This is a genomic window from Vibrio sp. La 4.2.2 (assembly GCF_027586995.1).
Lineage (GTDB): Bacteria > Pseudomonadota > Gammaproteobacteria > Enterobacterales > Vibrionaceae > Vibrio > Vibrio mediterranei.
The window spans coordinates 407,439-429,320 of record NZ_JAPPTJ010000001.1 but is presented as its reverse complement, the minus strand read 5'-3'; the positions used below and the strand labels follow the sequence as shown (position 1 = coordinate 429,320).

General features: G+C 44.0%; 21 protein-coding genes. 8 read left to right on the top strand and 13 right to left on the bottom strand.

The annotated features are described in order from the left end of the window. Positions 1–62: 62 nt before the first annotated feature. Together norV and norW are read left to right on the top strand one after the other, a co-directional pair. Complete coding sequence (gene norV / locus OH456_RS01925) at positions 63–1,520, top strand: anaerobic nitric oxide reductase flavorubredoxin (protein WP_240205634.1); 1,458 nt, start codon at positions 63–65, stop codon at positions 1,518–1,520. Next, positions 1,517–2,659, top strand: coding sequence for an NADH:flavorubredoxin reductase NorW (gene norW / locus OH456_RS01920; protein WP_124941747.1), 1,143 nt, complete (start codon positions 1,517–1,519; stop codon positions 2,657–2,659). Before norV ends, norW begins: the two co-directional genes overlap by 4 nt. A gap of 79 nt (positions 2,660–2,738) precedes the next feature. Here the strand turns inward: norW and OH456_RS01915 are convergent, their stop codons facing one another. Both OH456_RS01915 and OH456_RS01910 read right to left on the bottom strand, forming a co-directional pair. After that, the gene (locus OH456_RS01915) at positions 2,739–5,834 is read right to left on the bottom strand and encodes an efflux RND transporter permease subunit (RefSeq protein ID WP_270032688.1); all 3,096 of its coding nucleotides are present in this window, start codon (positions 5,832–5,834) and stop codon (positions 2,739–2,741) included. 8 nt (positions 5,835–5,842) lie between these two features. Then, positions 5,843–6,925, bottom strand: coding sequence for an efflux RND transporter periplasmic adaptor subunit (locus OH456_RS01910; protein WP_443088622.1), 1,083 nt, complete (start codon positions 6,923–6,925; stop codon positions 5,843–5,845). 109 nt (positions 6,926–7,034) lie between these two features. On the opposite strand from OH456_RS01910, the gene OH456_RS01905 reads away from it, so the two are divergent. Next, positions 7,035–7,634 carry a TetR/AcrR family transcriptional regulator gene (locus tag OH456_RS01905; protein ID WP_270032687.1) on the top strand — a complete coding sequence of 200 codons (600 nt, stop codon included), beginning with the start codon at positions 7,035–7,037 and terminating at the stop codon, positions 7,632–7,634. On the opposite strand, the gene OH456_RS01900 is transcribed toward OH456_RS01905, so the two are convergent. Both OH456_RS01900 and OH456_RS01895 read right to left on the bottom strand, forming a co-directional pair. Beyond that, positions 7,609–8,613, bottom strand: coding sequence for a LysR family transcriptional regulator (locus OH456_RS01900; RefSeq protein ID WP_240205631.1), 1,005 nt, complete (start codon positions 8,611–8,613; stop codon positions 7,609–7,611). The genes OH456_RS01905 and OH456_RS01900 overlap by 26 nt on opposite strands. A 98-nt stretch (positions 8,614–8,711) precedes the next feature. Continuing rightward, positions 8,712–9,251, bottom strand: coding sequence for a porin family protein (locus OH456_RS01895; RefSeq protein ID WP_270032686.1), 540 nt, complete (start codon positions 9,249–9,251; stop codon positions 8,712–8,714). 218 nt (positions 9,252–9,469) lie between these two features. Here OH456_RS01895 and OH456_RS01890 point away from each other — a divergent pair, with 218 nt between their 5' ends. Both OH456_RS01890 and OH456_RS01885 read left to right on the top strand, forming a co-directional pair. Next, entirely contained in the window at positions 9,470–9,898 is a 429-nt protein-coding gene (locus tag OH456_RS01890) for a VOC family protein (RefSeq protein WP_006069294.1), read from the top strand. Between the two features lie 203 nt (positions 9,899–10,101). Further along, complete coding sequence (locus tag OH456_RS01885; RefSeq protein WP_270032685.1) at positions 10,102–10,272, top strand: hypothetical protein; 171 nt, start codon at positions 10,102–10,104, stop codon at positions 10,270–10,272. A gap of 270 nt (positions 10,273–10,542) precedes the next feature. Here the strand turns inward: OH456_RS01885 and OH456_RS01880 are convergent, their stop codons facing one another. The 3 genes from OH456_RS01880 to OH456_RS01870 form a co-directional block, all read right to left on the bottom strand. Further along, positions 10,543–10,833 (bottom strand): putative quinol monooxygenase, encoded by a 291-nt coding sequence (locus OH456_RS01880; protein ID WP_198558642.1) that lies wholly within the window; start codon positions 10,831–10,833, stop codon positions 10,543–10,545. Between the two features lie 206 nt (positions 10,834–11,039). Then, positions 11,040–11,468, bottom strand: coding sequence for a MarR family winged helix-turn-helix transcriptional regulator (locus OH456_RS01875; protein WP_270032684.1), 429 nt, complete (start codon positions 11,466–11,468; stop codon positions 11,040–11,042). 2 nt (positions 11,469–11,470) lie between these two features. Then, positions 11,471–12,109 (bottom strand): cytochrome b/b6 domain-containing protein, encoded by a 639-nt coding sequence (locus tag OH456_RS01870; RefSeq protein WP_270032683.1) that lies wholly within the window; start codon positions 12,107–12,109, stop codon positions 11,471–11,473. A 119-nt stretch (positions 12,110–12,228) separates the two neighbouring features. Between OH456_RS01870 and OH456_RS01865 the strand changes: the two genes are divergently transcribed. From OH456_RS01865 to OH456_RS01855, 3 genes are all read left to right on the top strand, one after another. Then, positions 12,229–12,693 (top strand): c-type cytochrome, encoded by a 465-nt coding sequence (locus tag OH456_RS01865; protein WP_031495595.1) that lies wholly within the window; start codon positions 12,229–12,231, stop codon positions 12,691–12,693. Between the two features lie 30 nt (positions 12,694–12,723). Further along, the gene (locus OH456_RS01860) at positions 12,724–13,398 is read left to right on the top strand and encodes a hypothetical protein (RefSeq protein ID WP_270032682.1); all 675 of its coding nucleotides are present in this window, start codon (positions 12,724–12,726) and stop codon (positions 13,396–13,398) included. A 110-nt stretch (positions 13,399–13,508) separates the two neighbouring features. Next, complete coding sequence (locus tag OH456_RS01855; protein WP_270032681.1) at positions 13,509–14,165, top strand: HAD family hydrolase; 657 nt, start codon at positions 13,509–13,511, stop codon at positions 14,163–14,165. A gap of 78 nt (positions 14,166–14,243) precedes the next feature. Here the strand turns inward: OH456_RS01855 and OH456_RS01850 are convergent, their stop codons facing one another. The 6 genes from OH456_RS01850 to mngB all read right to left on the bottom strand — a co-directional run bounded on the left by OH456_RS01850 (position 14,244) and on the right by mngB (position 21,839). Then, entirely contained in the window at positions 14,244–15,035 is a 792-nt protein-coding gene (locus OH456_RS01850) for a nucleotidyltransferase domain-containing protein (protein ID WP_270032680.1), read from the bottom strand. A 286-nt stretch (positions 15,036–15,321) separates the two neighbouring features. Next, positions 15,322–15,699 (bottom strand): VOC family protein, encoded by a 378-nt coding sequence (locus OH456_RS01845; RefSeq protein ID WP_006069285.1) that lies wholly within the window; start codon positions 15,697–15,699, stop codon positions 15,322–15,324. A gap of 112 nt (positions 15,700–15,811) precedes the next feature. Beyond that, positions 15,812–16,807, bottom strand: coding sequence for an AraC family transcriptional regulator (locus OH456_RS01840; protein ID WP_006069284.1), 996 nt, complete (start codon positions 16,805–16,807; stop codon positions 15,812–15,814). Positions 16,808–16,841: 34 nt separating this feature from the next. After that, complete coding sequence (locus OH456_RS01835; protein ID WP_006069283.1) at positions 16,842–17,624, bottom strand: SDR family NAD(P)-dependent oxidoreductase; 783 nt, start codon at positions 17,622–17,624, stop codon at positions 16,842–16,844. 178 nt (positions 17,625–17,802) lie between these two features. Beyond that, complete coding sequence (locus OH456_RS01830; protein ID WP_198558649.1) at positions 17,803–18,813, bottom strand: linear amide C-N hydrolase; 1,011 nt, start codon at positions 18,811–18,813, stop codon at positions 17,803–17,805. A gap of 386 nt (positions 18,814–19,199) precedes the next feature. Further along, the gene (gene mngB / locus OH456_RS01825; protein ID WP_270032679.1) at positions 19,200–21,839 is read right to left on the bottom strand and encodes a mannosylglycerate hydrolase; all 2,640 of its coding nucleotides are present in this window, start codon (positions 21,837–21,839) and stop codon (positions 19,200–19,202) included. Between the last annotated feature and the right edge of the window lie 43 nt (positions 21,840–21,882).

Here is a 21,882-nt window from a genome sequence, read left to right as displayed (position 1 = left end):
CACGCTCAATGCAATAGAAGAGATAGATTAAATGCCACGTTGATTATGTATAAGGTAGTAACATGACAATTCACGTAAAAAACAATATTCATTGGGTAGGACAACGCGATTGGGAAGTTCAAGACTTCCATGGTACAGAATACAAAATGACAAAAGGGACGAGCTACAACAGTTACCTTATTCGTGAAGAAAAGACAGTATTGATTGACACTGTTGACCATAGATTCAGTTATCAGTTTTTACAAAACTTAGAGATGGAGATCGACTTGCATTCTATCGACTTCATCGTTATCAATCATGCAGAGGAAGATCACTCCGGTGCCCTTGCAGCGTTGATGGAAAAAATCCCTAATACGCCAATTTACTGCACAGAAGCCGCCATAGACTCTATTGTAGGTCACCATCATCACCCAGAGTGGAATTTTAAAACGGTCAAGACAGGAGACACTATTGATATTGGCAATGGCAAACAACTTGTCTTTGTCGAAGCGCCAATGTTGCATTGGCCGGACAGTATGATGACGTATTTAACCGGAGATGCGGTGCTGTTTAGTAATGATGCGTTTGGTCAGCATTATTGTGATGAACGCCTATTCAATGATGAAGTGGACCAAGCGGAACTGTTTGAGCAGTGCCTTCGTTACTACTCAAATATCCTAACGCCATTCAGCGCATTAGTTACGGCGAAAATCAAAGAAGTGCTGAGTTTTAACCTTCCTGTGGAGATGATTGCGACCTCTCACGGTATCGTCTGGCGTGATAATCCTGTTCAAATTATCGAGAAGTATTTGCAATGGGCGAATAACTACCAAGAAGATCGCATCACTATCTTCTACGACACCATGTCGAATAACACTCGAATGATGGCTGATGCCATCGCACAAGGCATTCACGATGTGGATCCAGGCGTCGCAGTGAAAGTCTTCAATGTCTCGCGCCAAGACAAGAATGAAATACTGGCGAATGTGTTCCGTTCGAAAGGTGTACTCGTAGGATCGTCGACCATGAATAATGTGATGATGCCGAAAATTGCGGGCATGCTAGAAGAGATAACAGGTTTAAGGTTCAAAGAAAAGAAAGCAGCTGCGTTTGGTAGCTATGGTTGGAACGGTGGTGCTGTTGACCGTATTCATACACGCTTGACAGACGCAGGCTTTGAAACAACCGAGAGTATTAAAACTAAATGGCGTCCCGATGGCAAAGCAATGAGAGAGTGCAAAGCCTATGGGCAAAAGGTCGCCAAGCAGTGGGCATTGAGCGATCTCAATGTCACTCCTATTGAATTCAATACGGCGTCGAGCGATGAGGGTAAAGCTACGTCCGAGTTATCCCATGATTCCGATTGCCAGTGCATGATCTGTACGGTGTGTAATTGGATATATGACCCAATTCAAGGAGAACCGAATCAAGGTGTTGAACCAGGGACGGCTTGGGACGATGTGCCTGACTATTTCTTGTGTCCAGAATGTAACCTAGGGAAAGACGTATTTGCGCCTCACATTAAAGAGGGCGTGGCATGAAGCAGTTCGACATTGTCATTGTAGGGAGCGGTTTTGCTGCCTATCAATTGGTTAAGTCATTGCGGCGTATCGACAACTCAGTCTCAGTGGCTGTAGTGACGGGTGATGATGGACATGACTATAACAAGCCAGATTTAAGTCATGTATTCACCAAAATGCAAACCGCTGAACAGGTCATCACTAAGCGGGCAGCACCGTTCGCACAAGAATATGGTATTGCGCTATATACCAACACTTGGGTCGAGCATGTAGACCCTCAGCTGCAGACTCTTGAAGTGGAGGGTGAAACGCTAGGCTTTGCAAAACTGGTCTTAGCGACGGGAGCGAGTCCCTTTATTCCAGTCTTTAAAGGCTCTGCATCCCAAGATTTCCTTACTCATAATTCGTTAATTGACTATGAGAAAAATCAAACACGTTGGCGAAACGCATCTCGTGTATTAGTACTGGGTGGTGGGTTAATTGGCGTGGAAGTGGCACTGGATCTTGCGAGTGTTGGAAAGCAGGTTTTCTTAGTTGAACCTGCTACAAGATTAATGCAGAACCAATTACCTGACTACATCGAATTGAAACTCAAGCAGGCATTGCAACAAGAAAGCATTAAGGTTATCACCGATGCGTTTGTGACTCATATTGATGAAGGTCCAGAAGCAAAACTTGTTACTTTGAATCAAGGTCAAGAGTTGATGGTTGATGAAATACTCGTGTGTGCTGGTCTTCGGGCCAACACGGTATTAGCGAAAAACATGGGACTGGAAGTGAACAAGGGTATTATCGTTGACGATTACCTCTGTACTTCCACTGCCAATATTTTCGCCCTAGGTGACTGTGCTGAAATTCAAGGAGAAGTAAGGGCGTTTTTACAACCTATCGTGATGAGTGCGAGTGCTCTTGCTAAAACGTTGACGGGAGACGCTACAAAGCTGACATTACCAACTATGCTGACTAAGGTAAAAACGCCAAACTACCCAATTCAGTTTGCTGGCGTTGTCCATGATAAACAGGTTACTCGCTGGAACTACGACGCTAGTACTAATGGTATTTTAGCTACCGCATTTAATGACAACGATGACATGATAGGTTTTATCGCGACACGAGGCCGAGCGCCTGAGTCGTTCAAATTATTAAGGGAGTTGGTCTAATACTCACGACCGCTGTTAAGAGAAAACAACACTCACCCCAGTCTTTGAGGTGAGTGTTTTTTGTTTCTTTCAGCACTGCTTAAAGCGCCTGTTGTTTTGCTTTTGGCTTAAGGCTTCTCTGCTTGCGAGGTTTAACCATCATTCGATAAACAACAGGGACAAAGTAAAAAGAGATCAATGTCGTGAGGACGGTACCACCTGCGATAGCCACGGCGAATGGTGGCCAGAAGCCTCCTCCTGCGATAATCAATGGCATAAATCCGCCAACGGTAGTGATAGTGGTTGAGGTAATATGGCGAGTACACGCCATTACTGCATCGACGGAAGCATCGATGTCGCCTGACGATGCTTTCTCATCTAATCTCAATTCCGCCAAAATTACGATAGCCGCGTTGATAGCCAGCCCCATGATGCCCAGCATCGCTATGATGACGGTAAAGCCAAATGGATAGTTGAAGACCCACACAGAGAGCAGCCCTAATCCTCCAGCTAATCCCGCCACCATAAAGATAATCGTACTTAGCCTAAACGAATTGAACGACATGACGACGACCAAAATCATCAAGACCACTACAACCGAAATATTCGAAATAAGCAGACTTACAGAGCGGTCTCGCTCTGCGGACTCACCACCAAAATCGATATGATAACCCGCTGGTAAGGTATATTGGGACAAACGTTGTTGGAACTCATTAAGTACCGTTTGTGGTAGCACTCCCGCTTGAATATAGCCCTCAATGGTATTGACGCGCTCGCCATTGCGTCTGGTAATAGCGCCACGGCTGGTGGTGAGTTCAAGGTCGGCCAGTGTCGATACGCTGACACCTGTAGTATAGGTATCAGAAGAAATAGGTAGACGTAAGTTGCCAAGGTGCGATAGGTTTTCACGCTCTTCATTAGCAACACGTACACGAATAGGAATAGACTCGCTGCCTTCAGTGACCGAGCCGGTTTCTCGCCCGACTAATGTCGCTTGCAACATGTTGGCAAACTGGTTGAGCGTAATGCCATTGAGCTTGGCAGTATCTTCATCTACTTTTAACCAGACTTTTGGTGTACCAGGTTGTAGAGTTTCTCTGGTGTGTGTGACATGAGGCGTATTGGCAAGAATGAGACGGACATCCTCTCCTATAGATTTGAGCGTATCGAGATTCTCACCATAGACTCGTAACTCTATTGGTGCTTTAAACGGAGGACCCTGTTCTAGTTTTCTCACCAAAATTTGAGCGGAAGGGATTTCTCTGTTTAACCGCTCCTGAAGCTCTGGAATGACTTTATTAGCGGTTTGGAATGAATCCATTTTAACCATGGCTTGTGAGAAGTATGGCGCGTTGTTTTGCGTGGCTTGTAAATTGTAGTAGAACGATGGGAAGTTAGCGCCAACTAACCAATCGACTCGCTCTACACCTTCATAGGAACGAATGATGTCGTCCACAAGCTCCGTAGACGCCTCAGTCGCGTAAATACTGGCTTGTGGAGGTAAAAATACTTGCACCTCAAACATGTCTCGATCCGAAGGTGGAAAGAACTGTTCAGTCAGTTGAGAGATACTCCAATAGCCAGTAATGGGAACGGCTAAGACAAGTAGCAAAGAAATAGCAGGGTGTTTGATCGCCAGTTTTACTGAACGAGCAAAAGCATGGGTCAAAGCGGGAATGCGAAGCCCTGTATTGTACCAATGGTCTCCCGACGCGTGGCTAGGCAATAGCATAGTCGCGAACCCAGCAATGACGGTGTGTGAGAGGATATAAGAACCCACTAAAGAAAAGGACACAGTGATCGCAATCGCGCCTACAAATTCTCCGGTAGCGCCGGGCATCAGAATAATTGGAGCAAAAGCGAGAATGGTGGTGAGTGTTGAACCTAACAACGGCACCCATAGATGTGACAGTGCATTGATGGTCGCCTTTAAGCGAGCCTGACCTTTTAATCGATAGCTTTGGATGGTGTCCACCATGACCACAGCGTTATCCACCATGATTCCCAATGCGACGATAAGTCCTGTCACCGACATTTGGTTAATAGGTATGCCCGTCATTTTCATTAGTGACAGGGTAAACATCGAAGTCAGGGGCAGCGCAATAGCGACCAGCACGGCTGCTCTTACGCCTAAAGTCACAAACAGTACAATCAGAATCAGACTAAAACCGATAAGCAGGCTTTGCCCCAGATCGACCAAACGTGTCGTCGTGTAACCTTGTTGATCAAAGAGAATGTTAACCTTGATATTGCTGGGTAAATCTTGCTGAAAACGTTCAATGACCTTCATTGCTCTAGCGGTCCATTGATCAACACGTAACTCAGGCACCATTCGAGCTGCAACAATAACACCGGGTTCACCATCAATGAGTGCCATTTCACTTTCAGGTGTCTTAGCGCTGCGAGTGACGCTGGCAACATCTTCGAGTCGAATAATATGACCGTTATCGTCAACGATCAAAGGCACTTGTTTAATTCGCTCTATCGAATCCAATTCTGACTCAATTTCCAGCCCAAAGCGTGCGAAATGGTTGACTAGCTGGCCAGCAGAGTTTTTCGCGTCTGCGCCTGTTAGGCTATCACCGATGTTGATACTTGAGCGGCCAAACGCCGCGGTGTCAGCAGTCCGCAGGTTAACTTGAATCTCTTCTTTTGGCATGCCGTATTCATCGACAAACTCAGTGCCTGATAATGTTCTGAGTCTTTTAGCTAACTCTTTAGCATAACGACCTAATGTTAGAATATCGGTTTCACCAGGGCCGTCCCAAGTTAGCGCGGAAATGATGGTAAAGGCGTAGGTGTGGTCACTGTCTAAATCAGGGGCGCCTGAACCGGTTGGCAAAACAGGGGTGATGTCGGACAGTTTATCTCTTGCTTTGGACCAGACTGGCTCTGGCTCTGTAATCTCATCCTTCAGCTCTATTGTGACAATAGAGATGCCTGGCCTAGATGTTGAACTTAGTAGTTTGACTTCACTAAGCTCCCTAAGTTTGTTTTCCACTACCTCAGTAACTAAGGTTTCGACTCGCTCGGCACTTGCGCCCGGAAAGCTTGTCGTTACATTGGCAAAACGGTTCGTGATAATGGGATCTTCTGCTCTTGGTAATGACGAAAATGCGGCGAGACCACTTACGATCAACAGAGCAGTCATTAAAATGAGTAATCGAGTATTGGTAATGATTTGAACTGCTTTCATATCACCACCTATTGAGAGCTTATTTGTACGGGTTGCCCCGGAACAACGCGGTGCAGGCCACTGGCAATGATAGACTCGCCATTGGCAAGTGAACCATTGATAAAGGCACGTTGGCTATCGGCGTATAAGACGTTCACACTGCGACGTTCTACTTTACTATCGGCGCCTATAACATAAACATTCCACACTCCTCGCAAGCCATCAATAAGTGCGGTGAGTGGAACCCAGTAACCTGGTTCGTCAATTGTTTGTTCGAATGCCAAATAGGCCAGTTCTCCCTCCAAAACATGAGCATCTTCAGGAAACTGATAGCGCAGTGACACGCTGCGTGACTTGGTGTCTACCATCGCTCCTGGGTTAAGAAGTGTGACGCCATAATGGGCATTAGAGACTCGCACATCAGGAGAAGTCAGTTGGGTGACGCGTTCAAGCTGTTGAGCTGGAATACCGATAAAGGCTTCTTTACCGGCACTGGCGAGCAGTACTAAGGTTGGTGTTCCGACGTTGACAACATCTCCAAGAGATACATGTCTCTTGGCAATAACGCCTGAATAAGGGGCAAGGATGGTCGACTTTTCTTGTTTTAGCTTATTTGCGTTCCACGCGGCTTGCAGCCTCACAAGATTGGCTTGCAATACACCTTCTTGGCTTGTGAGGGCATCGATTTCAGCCTCTGCACTGAAGCCTTTCGACTTAAGAGACTGTTGACGTTTTAGATTGGCTTCAACCAGTTTTAGCTGGGCTCGCACTTCATTATTTTGTGCCCTTAACTGGTTAGCTTCGGTGACCAATAAATCCGTATCGAGTCTAATGAGTGGTGCGCCTTTTTCTACGACATCACCCACATCGACAAATAACGCATCCACTTTGCCAGATAGCTCAAAGCCAAGATTAGCTTGTTGACCTGCTTTTACTGTACCGACGTATTCCCTTTGAACCTTGTATGAAGGGCTTAACGTAATTTCAGTGGTGGAAACAGTCAAAGGCTCGACCGCCTCTACCTCTGGTTGCTCTGATTTTTGACAACCTTGTAGCAAAATCAGAATTGCTAGTGCTGATGCTTTTGTTAGTAATTGCTTTGTTTGCATCATAGACATCCTATAAACCTAACCTATTGGTCATAGAATAATCACAATCAAACTAGACTGTCTAGTTTGATTGTGTTAAAAATTAGTTATTCCAAAGGTTGCTACTGGTATTGTGAGCATGATCCAAAAAAGTGAACAGAAGAGACTACAGATATTAAAAGCGGCGGGTGAGTTGTTTTGCGAACATGGTTACAAGGTGAGCATGGATCAGATCGCTAAACTAGCTGATGTCTCAAAGCAAACGGTCTATTCTCATTTCAAAACTAAAGACCAGCTGTTTGAAACCTGCATTCAATATCGATGTGAGCAGCGCGCGATTGATGAATCGGCGTTAAGTTTGGATAATCCGATCAAGCCTACGTTGATAGAGTTTGGTGTTCGTTTTCAGAACATGCATCTTGAAGAGCAAGTTCTGCAAACGTTTCGAAATGCAGTGGGGCAGGTGAAGTCTCACCCTCAAATATCTGCACTCTATTTGCAATCTGGACCTCAAAAAACACTTCATGTTCTAGCCAATTATCTTCAACGTCATCATGAAAAAGGTACGATTTCTCTTCCCAACGACTCAGAAAATGCAGCGATGCAACTTCTACTGATGTTCCATGGAAAAGCCGCTTACTGGGCGTTTTTAGGTGAGAGTGGAGTGCAAACTGAAGCACAGCGCAAACAATATATAGAAGAGTGCGTTACGCTATTTCTATTGGGTTGCTAACCGACGATAAGTGGTGATTGGCATTTTCGGTTTTACGTTGCTGAAATATATGAATAATCGACTCATTAAGCCAGTTGACTAGCGCACTATTTTGGTGGCGACTGTGAAAATAGGACAATGCAGGATACTGCGCTTCAGGTAATACTTGGTCAGGACTTAGCATGACTAAATTTGGGTAGTTATGTATCGGGAAGCAGTTGGTGGTTCCCATAAACATATCCGATTGCTGCACAACATCAATAAGTGCAACTGGGTATTCGGAACTAAACCCCACTTCTAGTGGATACCCCAGGCGTTTGAAGATTTCAACGGTAGGGCTTGTATATTTACTGTAGTTACTGACGATTAGTCGCGCCAATGGATACTTCGACATAGACTCAACCGTTACCTTTTTCTTAGTAATCGGGTGCTCTTTTCTAACGAGTAAGCAAGCGTTAATCTCACCAATTGTTCGCTTTTCCATGAAAGGGTAGCTGTCGGTTAATTCAGCATTGATCCCTAGTAGTATTTCTCCCTTTTCGATAGCGGTTACTGTTTGATCATTCCACGATGCAATATGGATTCGTAGGCCTGGAGCATGTTCACGAAAATAGCGATACAATTCACCAGAAATGGAGAAAACAAAGCTCGAAGAGAGGGCAATGGTAATGTCTTGGTCTAACTGAGCCGGGTCAAAGACATCACTATCATTGACGACATTTTCAATATCGTACAATAGAGGAAGTAACAAGCTCGATAGCTGCTCAGAAAATGGAGTTGGAGCTAAGCCTGATTTCACTTTAACGAATAATGGGTCATCAAATTGATGACGCAATTTTTGTAGTGATTGACTGACAGCTGGTTGAGATACGTACAAACGTTCCGCCGCTTTACGCATGTTTTTCTCTTCGTAAAGCACCTTGAACACTCGAAGAAGATTAAGATCGAGATTGGCAAAACGGTCTTTCGGCACTGTATTACTCGGTTTTATGGATGACATGGGAATGTTAGCACTTGCAATGTTAGAAATACGTCAAAAGCCAACGTGGAATCACATTGGCTTGGTATAGGTGGTTTAACTGCTTGTTATCTATTAGGTTAGAATTTGTAACCAACCGTAAATGATAGGTAGTCTGCGTCAAGATCACCATACATTGGTAAATCGACGCGAAGATCTGCGTACAGTCCCATGTCCAACTGGCCGCGAACACCTGCCCCTAAGTAGATACTTGAGTCATTGCCTGAGAATTTTCCGTCTTTTGGTGTATTAATTTCATCACTTAGAAAAGCAAGACCAAGCACGCCGTAAGGTTTGATCCACGCTTGCCCTAGGTCAAAGGCATAGCCAATATCTGTGTCTACTTTAAAAGTTCGAGCTTTATAATCGGAAGTCTCAGTGTAAATTGGCAAATCAACATCATCTTGGTTCCACGCGTAAGACACGTTGATACCAAAGATTTGGTTGAAGTCATAACCATATTCAACTTTAACGCCGGTTCCTAAACTCCAGCTTCCTTCTGAATCACTAAACTTCAAATTTGAAGCACCTATACCAACACGATGACCACTAAAATCTGTATCTGCAAATGCGCCAGTTGAGATTGCTGCGATAGCGGTGGCAAGAACTAACTTTTTCATTACTAACCCTTAATTGTAAAAGCAATCCTGCTTGTGGTTTGCATTCCGTGCTCTGTTTCGATGAGGGCTAGTGTAATGATTGGTTAAAAAGACACTAATCATCAGTTATTAATAGTCTGATAACTCCTGCTTATGACTCCACTGTTAAATAGTCCTTGACCTCAAGTTAACTTGAGGAATTACGCTAAGATCCAATCACTAACAGAAGGAATAATACGATGAATGGATATATCGAGCATGCCAACATTACGCTAGTTAACCCTAGGAAAACGATAGAGTTTTTATTAGCAGCGTTACCAGACTGGCGGATTAGAGGTCAAGGAAAAATGGAAGAATGGTATGGCAAGGAAGTGGAGTGGTTTCATGTCGGAGATGATCGCTCTTACATCGCAGTCCAATCGGGAGGTGATGGTCGAATAGCAGATTGGAACAACCACTGGACAGGCGTAAAACACATAGGAATCGTCGTAGATGACCTTGACGAAACAGTTGAACGGCTAAAAATCGCAGGTTATGAATTGGATCATTGGGGAGGAGAGCATCCCCATCGTCGTAGTGCTTATTACGTGGAGGATCATAATATGCAGTTTGAGTTTGTCGAATATTCCTCAAACAACAGTTCGGAACGAAATGACTATAGTATTTGATAATGTCCTATGAGTATTATCAATATGTCGGGGATTCGATGGTGGCTTAGCTAATGTATTGATATAAATGAAATTTCCACTTTTTGATTCTAATTGTTCATAGGTGGGGTGATGAAGGTTTAGATCTACGAATAGCTGTCATTTGTTGAAGTTTAAAACTTGAACTAACGTGTTCTTATCAATGCTACACAAGAGAACCTGTTATGACTGATAAAAAAGAAATCACTAGTGATGTAGAAAAACAGCGTCAAGAATTGATGGCGAGATTGAAAGGTGCTCAAAACCAGATGAAAAACTCCGGTTCTGATAAAAACAACGCTTCAGGCTTCCTAGATGTGATGATCAAAAGCACAGGAACTTTTGAAAAACAGTAGTAAACGTACGCCCAAACCATCGTTTGGGCGTACTTTAGTGGTTACCCTAATGACCAGCATCTAACAGCACTATTAATAACCTTCACGCTGTATTCATTGTTCTGAGAATTCTTCACTGTCAATCCTCACATACCTTGTTACCGTAAAAGTTCATACAATGGACTGCGATAACACTATGGATTTATGGATAAAACTAGAATACCTTGCCTTACAAATTTGGGCGATTTTTGTCATTAGGGCGCTACTATTTGACCAATAGTTTGGTGGCAATTAGCCAACTTGAGTCATTTCGTTAAGCGTAAAACTCTCAACGGCGCCGTCGGTTGCGGCTTTGTATTGAGCAATATGTGGTGCGGCTAAGTGTGCCATTAACAGCTCGCGCGACTCCCAGTTTTCGTAAAATACAAAGTGCGCAGGGTTTTCATTATCTTGGTGTAAGTCGTAGTTGATACAACCTTGTTCTTTACGTGTGATATCAATGAGTTTAAGAAGCTCTGATTTCACAAGTTCAATCTGATCAGGTTTTGCAATGATGTTAGCGACGATAGTCAGCTTTGCCATGGTATTTCCTCGTTAGAATGGATCTTTTGGTTGGTGATAACTGGATAACAACATCTTATCTTGGCTTAAATAAAACAAAAATAATGAGAGATTTGAAAGATTATCAAACCATCATTGATAATCGACGTGTTTCTGGGTCGAACCGCTTCGGCACTCACAAGTATTCAAACAATTCAGTTAAAGCGATGTGAGCGGCGCAGATGGACTCATATACGCTCTACCAACTTTTGCAATGTTGCAATCAAAGTTCTTTGTTCTTCATCTTCAAGCCCGGCTAGCAACGCTTGATTGACTTCGACCGGTAGGTGAATGACTTCTTCCTTAAGGGCTTTCCCTTTGTCTGTCAAAAAGATCCTGAAGGAGCGACGACTTTCTGGGTCGGCACGTCGCTCGACCAATTCTAGAGCTTCTAATTTGTCGAGTGTTCTAGTCGTTGTTGAGCTCTCTACCTTGGACATTTGCGCAATCTCTCGTTGAGTGACGCCCTCCTTTTCCCACAAACACATTAGAGTTGGCCATAACGCGAGCGTCAGTCCGTTTTCTCGCAATCTCTTATCAAACTCTTTTGATGCATGATTTGCCACAACATTTAGTAGCCAACCAAAACTGGTTTGGCGTTCGAATTCTGTTTTCATTTTTACACCATTGAAAAAGCAACTATTGTCATCGTAACTAATATTGAGATGATTAGCACTAACAACGCTTTAAAGTTGCTCGATAAAGAAGGAGATAGTGCATCTGCGTTGAGTATCTGTTTCCCTGTGAACATAGACATAAGCAGACTTTTGCCACGTAGTTTGTAGATAACAATGGCTCCAACGTGCAGCGCGACCATGATTGGTAACATGTCAGCGAATAATACGTGAGTGGTGTCTGCAATGTCATAAAGAGGGTCGGGAATAAAAATGCCGATACTCTCCAAACCATCAAACATTCCAGCTAAAAGCATGCCGGTAACACATTGAATGAGTAATGTACCGATCATTGCAACAACCATGACTGCACCTAGCGGGTTATGCCCAACATATGAGATTGCCTTACCGAATGTATATCGGACAATTACTTTTGGATGCTTAAGAAAAGAACGGAATCGGTTACTTTCACTACCAATAAAACCCCATATCACGCGCCAAAGTAGTAATGTAAATAAAACTAGCCCCAATTGGATATGGGGCCCTTGATTACTAAAGCCAGTGAATACTAGTCCCGCAAAAACAAGGGCTTGAATCCAGTGGTAGAGTCGAGTCGCAAGATCCCAAACTTTAACCTTTTGCATAATTTGATCCTCTAGTCTTAAATAGTTGACATTAATTTACACAACAATTGTTGCGCGTGCAATAATTGTTGTGTAAATTAAATGCATCAACAACGATATACAAAACAGGTGGAGGAAATATGTTCACTCATCATTCGACGACCAAATTAGTATTCTTGCTCGCACTATCGACAGGTATTTCATCTCTAGCGTATTCCGCTCCGGACTCAGCAACATTAGACATCATAGACGCTCGGCAAAAAGCCTTTACAGCCCTCGAGTCACAAACTAAGGCCGTTAAAAAAACGCTCGATGGTAGTGATACCGACTGGCAGACTTTGTTAGAAGCGAGCGAGCAACTTGTAGCTAACAGTGATGCGTTAAACGGTGCCTTTGTTTTAGGGACTCAAGAAGGAAGTAAAGCGAAAGAAAGTGTGTGGAGTAAGCCAGAAAAATTCAATCGATTAATGCAACAGATGCAACAAGGCTATCAGCAGGTGGCGCTTGGTGCGCAAAATCAATCTATTGCAGAAGTCGAGAAGGGGCTAAAGGCTGCGGAATCTACGTGTAAAAGTTGTCACCGCAGCTATCGCTCACGTTGGTAAGAAGTATCATTTGAATTAGAAGGTAAAGTCATGAGAAAAATAATCAAAAATCTATTTGTTATCGGTGCACTTCTTGTAGGGGCTAGCTCTGCTTATGCGTACGATTATGGCGTAGAGTTGAAGTGGAACACTGATGATATCGCACAAGTACTTAAGACGATGCCGGAACAGCGAGCATCATTTAAGAAGCTGGTGGATAACGGAAAAATCAAAGACATGTTTGTCGAAAATAGCCAAGTAGGCGGACAGAAAACACAGCTACTAAAATTCGTTATGGAAGCAGAAAGCGAGCAATCGGTGCGTGACCAGCTAGCAAGTTTACCTTTGTACCAACAAGATTTGGTAAGAATAAACCACATTGAGTTGTTAGGATCAAAGTGGTTAGACAACACACCGAAAGCGAATAATTTTGGCCTCACCTTCATTTGGAAGTCTGGGGTAGAGCCTTTGGAAATTGACCGAGTATTGGGCATTGATTTACAGCGAGTGATAGCACTTAATCAAGTTGGCACGGTAACCTCGTCGTACATCAATACTCAGAATTTAGAGAATGGTGTTGTCAGACCCACTTATTTGGTGGCGGTGCTTGCCAAAGATGCCGCACATGCTTTGGAAATGAGTAAGCAATTTGAGGCGGTGACAATGGGCTACGCCGAGGTGCAAGTCGAGCCTTTGGGTCACAAGCTAGATATGAGTAAATTGTAAAACACAAAGTGCTGCAATCAAGTTTCGGTTGCGGCATACCTTTCTATTCCACTGGCCTGCATAACCTTATACTATCCATAGAGTTTATTCAGATTGAAGTAGGATAAGACATGACGACAAAGTCACTTTTTGTGTTTGATATGGATGGCGTACTTATTGAGTCAGAACCTTTTTGGCGAAAGGCGCAGATTGAAGTGTTAGCTAATTACGGAGCGAGCGCCACGATTGACGACTGCATTGAAAACACTATGGGAAAACGACTTGACGATATCGCTGCTATATGGATTCAAATGTTTAACTTGAGTGTGGATGCTAAGGTGCTGGAATCAGAGATAATGCAAAGAGTAGTTGCACTTGTCGAACAGGAAGGCGAGGCGATAGAGGGTATTCCGACACTGATTTCAGACTTAAAACAAAGAGGCTTTCGCCTCGCTCTAGCCAGCTCTTCTGCTTATCCAATTATTCATGCGGTGACTGAAAAACTAGGTATACAAGACAGCTTTGACTTGATGTTAAGCGCAGAAGACGTACCAAATGGTAAACCAGCTCCCGATGTCTATTTGGAAGTTTGTCAGCGATTAGATGTTCCAGTGGAGCAGGCATTCGCATTAGAAGATAGCCTAACAGGTGTGAAAGCGGCTGTTGCGGCGCAGCTCACCACCATTGCTATGCCTTTTGAAAATAACCCTGCGTTTTCAATTGCGGATTGTGTCGTGGAGTCGGTGCAGGATGTAATAAAAATGGTTGATAGTCATACCGTGGCATGAGAAAACGAGCCAATAGATGTAAAAATGTGAGTTGCTAAGAGGCAACTCACGGAAACTCTTACTTTTCTATTTTTGTCATCAATTTATGTTCTTTAGATAATCAACACAGGCTAATTTTGCTCTATCATTGACTTCGATAGTTTCGTTTGCTCTCAGCTCTAGGTAGATTAATACGCAATGTTCAAGTGCAGACTTCAACGATTCCTTTTCTGGTAACGCTACAGTTTTTTCTAGTTTCTTAGCAAACTCTGGTAGCCTTTTTTCGATGGTACGTACGCCAGATGGCGTTAAACCCGCTTGCTTGAGGGCAAGGGGGGACAGAGCATGAAAACGCAGAAAAGAGAGAAACTCTAACGTTTCAAAATATTCACCTCGAGCTATTTTCGTTGCAGCATAATGCGTCCAAATCCAGATGCGATCCTCGATCCATTGTGGGTCAGGCTGAGGGTAGCTTGGTTTGGCAGTGGCAAACACATCGCTCAACATGCTGTCTTTTTCCCAAAGAACTTGAGTATCATCGACTCGTACTGCAGCATCAGGTAGAGAAACAAACTTGAAGTCGACGTGAACAAGTTCCAATTCACCGAATACAGACACAATGAGTCTGGGTTCACCCACATGTTCACCGGTAAATGCTGCTAGCATATCGTCAAATTGACTTAGTATATCGAAGCGTTGTGCCATAACTTCTTGATAGTATTTAGGTTCGATAGCAATAACAAAGTCTAAGTCGCTATATTGGTCCATTGTGTCAGACGCGTAAGAGCCACTGCAACCAATGCCGCAAAATCGAGGATCCTGAGAGAGTACACTGACGATTTGTTCAAGTTGTGCACGATGAGCGGAAGGAAGTGATTTCGGAAACTTCATATTTTACCTTCTAAGATAGGTTGGTGAGTGCAACTGCTGGTGCGGTAAAATTTATGCAGCATTACAGGATATCAATATATGACTTACTATCAAGCTTTATTAGGATGCTTGTTAGTTTCAAGTGCCGACTAATATAGAACTATCAGACACAGAGGTTCGCAAAAGTGTTGGTCAACGTATTGATCAACGACAGGCACTTTGTAAAAGCTATGCTAGCTATGATGTGAAAAAGGAATGACAAACTTCATTCCTTTAGAAGACCTTTAAATTAAACGCAATGCTCAAACTATAAGAAGCAGGTCGCCGAAATCTTGTTTCCAGCCGGATCTCTTAGGTATGCCATATAGAGTTTACGTTCACCGGTATCTCTGATTCCAGGTGGATCTTCACAGGCGATCCCACCATTTCTAACTCCGACCTCATGCCATGTGTCAACCTGTTCTGGCGAGGTTGCAAGAAATCCGATAGTCATGCCATTGCCGTGAGATGCTAGTTGACCATCAATTGGTGTCGTAAGACCTAGTACCCCCGTTGGACTGAAATACATACAGCGCCCTTTTGCGTCTAGTACCCCTTCACCGTATCCTAAAACGGACATAGTTGAGTCATAAAACGCCTTGGAAGCTGGGATATCGTTGGCGCCTAAAAATACGTGGCTATACAAAATAAATCTCCTTTACCGCTATTTCCATTAAACCTTATAGCAAATATCGATTGAAAATAGATCGACAAAGTTATGTTGCAGTTTGCGTATCAAGCCACGTGATGGTTTGTAGTTATATTAACTGCTCACGTTGTTGAGCCGGAGAAAGCCCATTCCAAGAGGTGTAAGCCCGAATAAATGAGTTACATTCTTGGAAGCCTAATAAAAAAGAAATCTCACTCACTGGGAGCTCGGATTTAATGAGGTAATCTTTCGCCAAGCTTTGCCGAACCTCTTGAAGTAACTCTTGAAAAGTCAGATTTTCATGGGACAGTTTGCGCTGCAATGTTCGTTTGCTCATGGCCAGTTCACGAGCAACATAATCGATACTGCTTTGCCCCTGAGGTAGTGCATCGAGCAGGACTTTCTTCACGTGATCGACAACGTTTTGTTTGCCAACGGTTTCGCTGAGCTGTTTTTGCAATTCACTATCAAAGCACTTTAACATCAACTGATTACGGGTCAAAAATGGCGTATTTGCATCTTTAGAGCTGAAACGGATACTGGTGTTGTTGCCTAGGGTAATAGGGCAACCAAAATAGCTTTCGTACTGATCCAGGTTGTCTGGAAGTGCAGGGAGCTCAACGCGCAGTGGTGCAATATTCTGGCGCGTTGCTAGACGCGTTAGTTGAGTGAAGAAAATAAGCTCCGAGAGATTCAGGCAAAGTGGTAATGGCGCTTCAAATCCGTAGCAGCTAATGAGTAACTCCGTATATTCATCATTGGTATCAATATCCAATGCCATTGGGCCAATAAGGGGTTTGTATTCCTGAAGACGTTTTGCTGCTGCATTAAGGTTAGGTGTGCATATGGCGGCATAGATAGGGACATCGAAGAACTCCAGGCTCATCACTTTGGCAAATTCTAACGGCATATCTCGCCCGTGTGCTGCGAGATCAACACCATGCCACAATTGGAAGTATTGAGACGGGGAAAGCTGTACTTTTTCTTGTGCGAATAGCCCTTTGGGCAGTTTCGCGTAAGCAAGTACTTCCTCTATGTTTAGATCTAGGTCGCTGAACATCAGTTTCCAGTTTGGTGGAATAACGAACTTATTGGCTCTCTTCATTTCAATACTTCTATTTAGGTGAGGTAATGTGATGTTATTTGCGGTTTTTCTCCATCGCTTTGCGCGAAATTTTCAGTACCATCTTACGGGGAAGGAAAGGAACAATCCAATTCAACATGAACTTCAAACCTGGCTCATTGAATGCAATCAGTTCGCCATTTTCCATTGCTTGATAGCCACACTCAGCAACGGAACGCGGCGTTTTCGCGTTCTTCCAAACATCCACACCTTCGAGATTTCCTGCTTCAACAAACCCTGTCGCGACTGCACCTGGACATAAGGCTGTAACGGAGATGTTGTGTTCCTTTACTTCTTCAGCGACCGCTTGGCTAAAAGAGGTCACGTATGCTTTTGTTGCGTAGTAAACGGCTTGCAAAGGACCGGGTATGAAAGAGGCTGTGGACGAAACATTAAGTATCTTACCCTTGTTTCGTTCTACCATGCCTTTTAAATAAAGGTGGGTGAGGTTAGTCAAGGTAACCATGTTTACTTGCATCATTGCTTGCTCATCTTCAAGAGTACGTTCATGAAAATGACCATGACCACCGAAGCCTGCATTATTAATCAGTATATCGATTTGGATCCCAGCCGCTTCCGTTTGTGCAAACAACGAGTGCGCAGAGTCAAGCTTGGCTAAGTCGGCGGGTAGAACGGTAACGTTAATGCCAAATTGGCTTTCAAGCTCAGCTTTCAATGCTTCGAGTTTCGCTTGAGAACGAGCGACTAAAACTAAGTCACCGCCTTTTTGCGCGTGGACTTTAGCCAGTTCAAGTCCGATGCCACTTGATGCGCCAGTAATAAGTGCTGTGTTCGCCATGATGAATCTCTCCCAGTGTTAGGTTAACGATGAAAGTGTCATTGTTTGATGGAGAGATTATAGGTCTACAAATGGTGCCACCTCATATCAGATCACGCCATTGTGAATTCCGATCATGCCAAAGTTAAATGCACACAAGGTTTGCGCACATTTAACAGTTTATAGATAGAATAATAAATTAATTAATATCAATAACTTGATAGCCATCAATGGTTCTGAAGATGTCAAACTGCTTGTAAGTAGTGTTGGCGAAATCAATAGTATCGATATCGACTTTGCGAATCTGTTGGTTGTCGTAGGTACGGAAGTAATAGTCTTTGTTGTTAATATCAGTGACATTCGAATAGCCGGTCATTTGTGGATTTTCGGGATCGAAGTGTCGCCAATACAGGGTCCCTTGCACCACATCAACACTATTGATCATTGACCATGCACGGTTAACTGCATCAAAGTCAGTAACGATTCTGGTGCTATCTTGAGTCGCGTTTAATGCCACCATTTGTTGGAAACGTCCAGTGGGTGAGCGGTCAAAACCTTTAAAGGTCTCTTCTGCAAACTGTACTTTTGCATCATCATAACCTTTACCATCAAGCATCATCTGCGCCAGTTCTACTTGAACAGGATAGACTGGATCATTGGTCATGACGCCGAGATCGTTTTCGTAAATCTCGGCTATGCCATCGCCTTGAGTATGTTCCACTACGACCTTACGCTCACCATCGTTGATTGCAAGATGTACCCCTATAGCGCCGACCCCTGCCATTTTACCAAGATGCACTTTCAGATTATGAAGTATCGTGACTGCTTCATCGGTTGAACGTGCGTTACCAAGAATGTAAGCCCCAAGTGCGATCTGTGAAATATCACCCTTACCTGCTGGTAGATAATCCGCAGCTCCGAGTGCTAGTGCCTCAACCGAAACACCATGCTCATTAATGCCTGAAGACACCATATCTTCTTGACCATGTTGCATCCCAACAAAGCCATATTTAGCCGTAAACTCAGCGAACTCATGCCCTCTTGGAACGACTGTGAGCATCTCATGAGCTTCAAATGGCAATTCCATAGTGCGAGCTACAAAGGATTTATCATTAGCTTCAAAAGTTGCATAGGTGCATGCATCTGCGGTACCAACAATTACCCCACTGGTTGTTGCGGTTAGTAACAGTGTAAGAATTGACTTTTTCATTTGTTCGCTCCGAATCTTTGATAGATAACATCCTTGCCTAAAGAAGTACCTACTTGGTTTGAATGACAATCTAAAGTGAGCAACTAATGGATTCAAAATAGGAACCATTGTTATAACCAATAGATGGAGCGTTGGTAGGGGGGCTAATTAGGAGGAGATTAATGAAAAAACCCGCCTCGCAGCGGGGTTGGTCAAAGAGCTTGATTATGAACTTATCAGGACCATAAGTTACCAATAGTGAGCCTGTGAAGTCTCAATTAAACAGGCTCTAGGTACGTCGCTGGTATGGTGATAACCGAAAGACAGTACCATTCCCTTGATATTGGTAAAGGGAGTAGTCAGCAAAGAAGCGGAGCACGATGCTTTTTGCTGACCACAAACTTAGCTTAAAGCTTAATTTGGAAGCTTCTAGCCTGACACGGTTTCAGCGATCCGAAGGATTGCATCTCAATGTTAGTATCTCGAATTCGTTCGTCCATACTGACCTCTCTCCAAGAGGTAACTGATTCTTTGAATGCGATATTGTCTTCAATGGTTGCAGTTTCTGATGGGTTGTAGACTCGGAGAATCAATGCATCTTCATCTTCTGCTTTCTTAAGCACACTCAGAACGGCCCCTTTTTGATTCTTATTGAGCAAGGAGTAAGTCAGCGGTTTGTTTTGCTCGCCCACATTCAACTTCATCGCGTTATAAGGAATTTTGTTGTAGCACTGTATTGGCGTTACATTGTCACGTGATTCTGCCATGATGTTGGCATCTATGTGGTTGCCAGCAAAACCAAACAGCGCAAACTCACACACGATCTTGCCGCGAGTTTGAGAATCTGGTGTTGGGATCTTGATACCAGATGGTCGGCCTGGTCGAAGAAGAAGGTTCTCCTTCCCAAGGACCCCAACACCACGGAATAGCGTGAGCGCGAAAGTATCACGTTGCGCGTTACCTTGACTGGAAATGACTTCGAATTCACGCAGACCATTGCTCATTAGTGCCATACCGCCCGTGTTGTTCTCAACCGCTGCGAAGTTCATCAATTGATAAACGGGTACGGGTGCTTCTTTCCAGCCTTCTTGCTCCCAAACATCCATCGCAGGATCGTTCGTCGGGCGCGTTATGAGACCAAACTGATTATCGGCAACGACAGTTTCAGATACGAATGGTGTTGGAACGAGAACTCGAACACGGTGATCGTCGGCTTGGTTGTCCATTTCCATGCGGACTTCAATACGGCGAGAGCCCTGTTTTAGAACCACTTGGCAGTCCACATCAACAAATCCGTTTTGGCCTGAACGCGCTTCGCGCTCTTCAAGGTTTGCAGGTACGTTCATGCGAGTCTTGATCGTTGCGACAGACTGGAAGCCTTCATGTTTGATGCTGGTTTCAACATCAAACTCGTCGGAATACAGCAGCCATTCTTGGCGAGAAGGTGAGTAATCGTACTCGTCGCCATCGTCAGAGCCATCCTCGACACGCAATACTTGGTCGAACGTCATCTGAGTGTCTTTATCCAGCACAGTCAACGTACCGTTGTTGTTGACTGTGATTTGGTAGAACTCATTTTCAAGTATATCGGCGCTTGAATGAATCGCTTTTTGTGCCCCGTCTTGGTTACCTTGGATGTGAAGCGTCGTGTAGCCCATTGCCGGTACAGAATATTTAATCTGGATATCGTACTCAATAAATGGGTCGTAGTTTCCATAGTGAACAATTTGGCGGTCAATTTTGCCAGGGTCGATAACACGTTGTTCTCGGATAAAGTATTCGACCGCGTTGCCCTCATCATCAAACAGGTTGAACTTGTCAGCTCGAATGGTGATGGTTGTATTGATCACTTCTTCACGCTCGTATGGTGACAGGTTAAAGAACGCAAGTTTGTCACATCCTTCACGAGCAGGCATATGGTCAACAATCTTACGTTTGTAGAAATTGATCAGGTTGGTCGCCATATCATCCGCTAGGATGTAACGGTTTAAAATTTCAGCGTGAACTTTATCTGAGCAGCAGCAGCCAATAGAGTCGTGAGCATGGTTCTTCATACTCTCTTTCCACATTTTTTCGATAAGACCATGGTGGTATTCAAACCCAAGAGTCCAAGCGATGGAAGCGAGCGGCTCAAGGATATTAACGATCTTGTTTTCTACCTCTGCGTGGATAAGCTTGATGTCCATGCGAGTTGAAGAAATGGTGCGGTGAACACGCATGTACTTACCGTCGTTAAACTCACCTTTGATGGTATCTAGGTTGTCACGCTCTTCGCTGATTCGATCAAACACCTCTTCAAAGCGGCTCATAACGAACTCACGATCTGGGTAGATTTCACGTAGCTTGTCCATCACCTCAAAGATGTCTTTTTGGATTGGCATCTGATCGTGACCGTTTGGCAATAGGATGTCTTTGGTCACAGATGGCTTTTCAAGCACGGGGAAGTATTTATCGAGACGCGCACGCAGACCTTCTTCGTCTTGTGGTAGGTATTTACCAATCGCATAGCCAAGAGGCAGCACTTGCGCCATGACTTCTGAGCCGTCGTTTGATTGCCACAAGAATTCGGTTTTGTCGGTACCGTGGCGCTCAGAACAGCCGCGCCAGAACATGGCAGTGTCGATGTCGAAACCGTTATAGATCATTGGCAATTGAGAGCTCATTGAGAAAGAGTCTGGCAGATAACCAATCTTCATTGGTTCGCCAAGAGCAAGGCAGTCGCGTAATCCATAAAGCATGTTGCGTACAATAGACTCACCAGAGACTTGCATGGTGTCGGTTTGCGAGTACCAAGGACCAACAATTAACTTACCTGCCTCAACGAGCGCTTTTACTCGCTGCTTGTTTTCTGGTTTGATGGCAAAGTAATCTTCAATAACGGCAGTTTGGCCATCGAGTACGTAGTATTTGTACTCAGGGTCTGTTTCCAGACGTTGCATGATTTCTTCCATATTATTCACCAGTAGAATTCGAGATTCTTCGGTGGTGAAATACCATTCACGGTCCCAGTGCATGTGAGGAGTGATATGAACGCGAGATGTAGTCATTGTGTTAACCTTTGGACTGCTTTGCAGTGAGTTTAAATTCTTT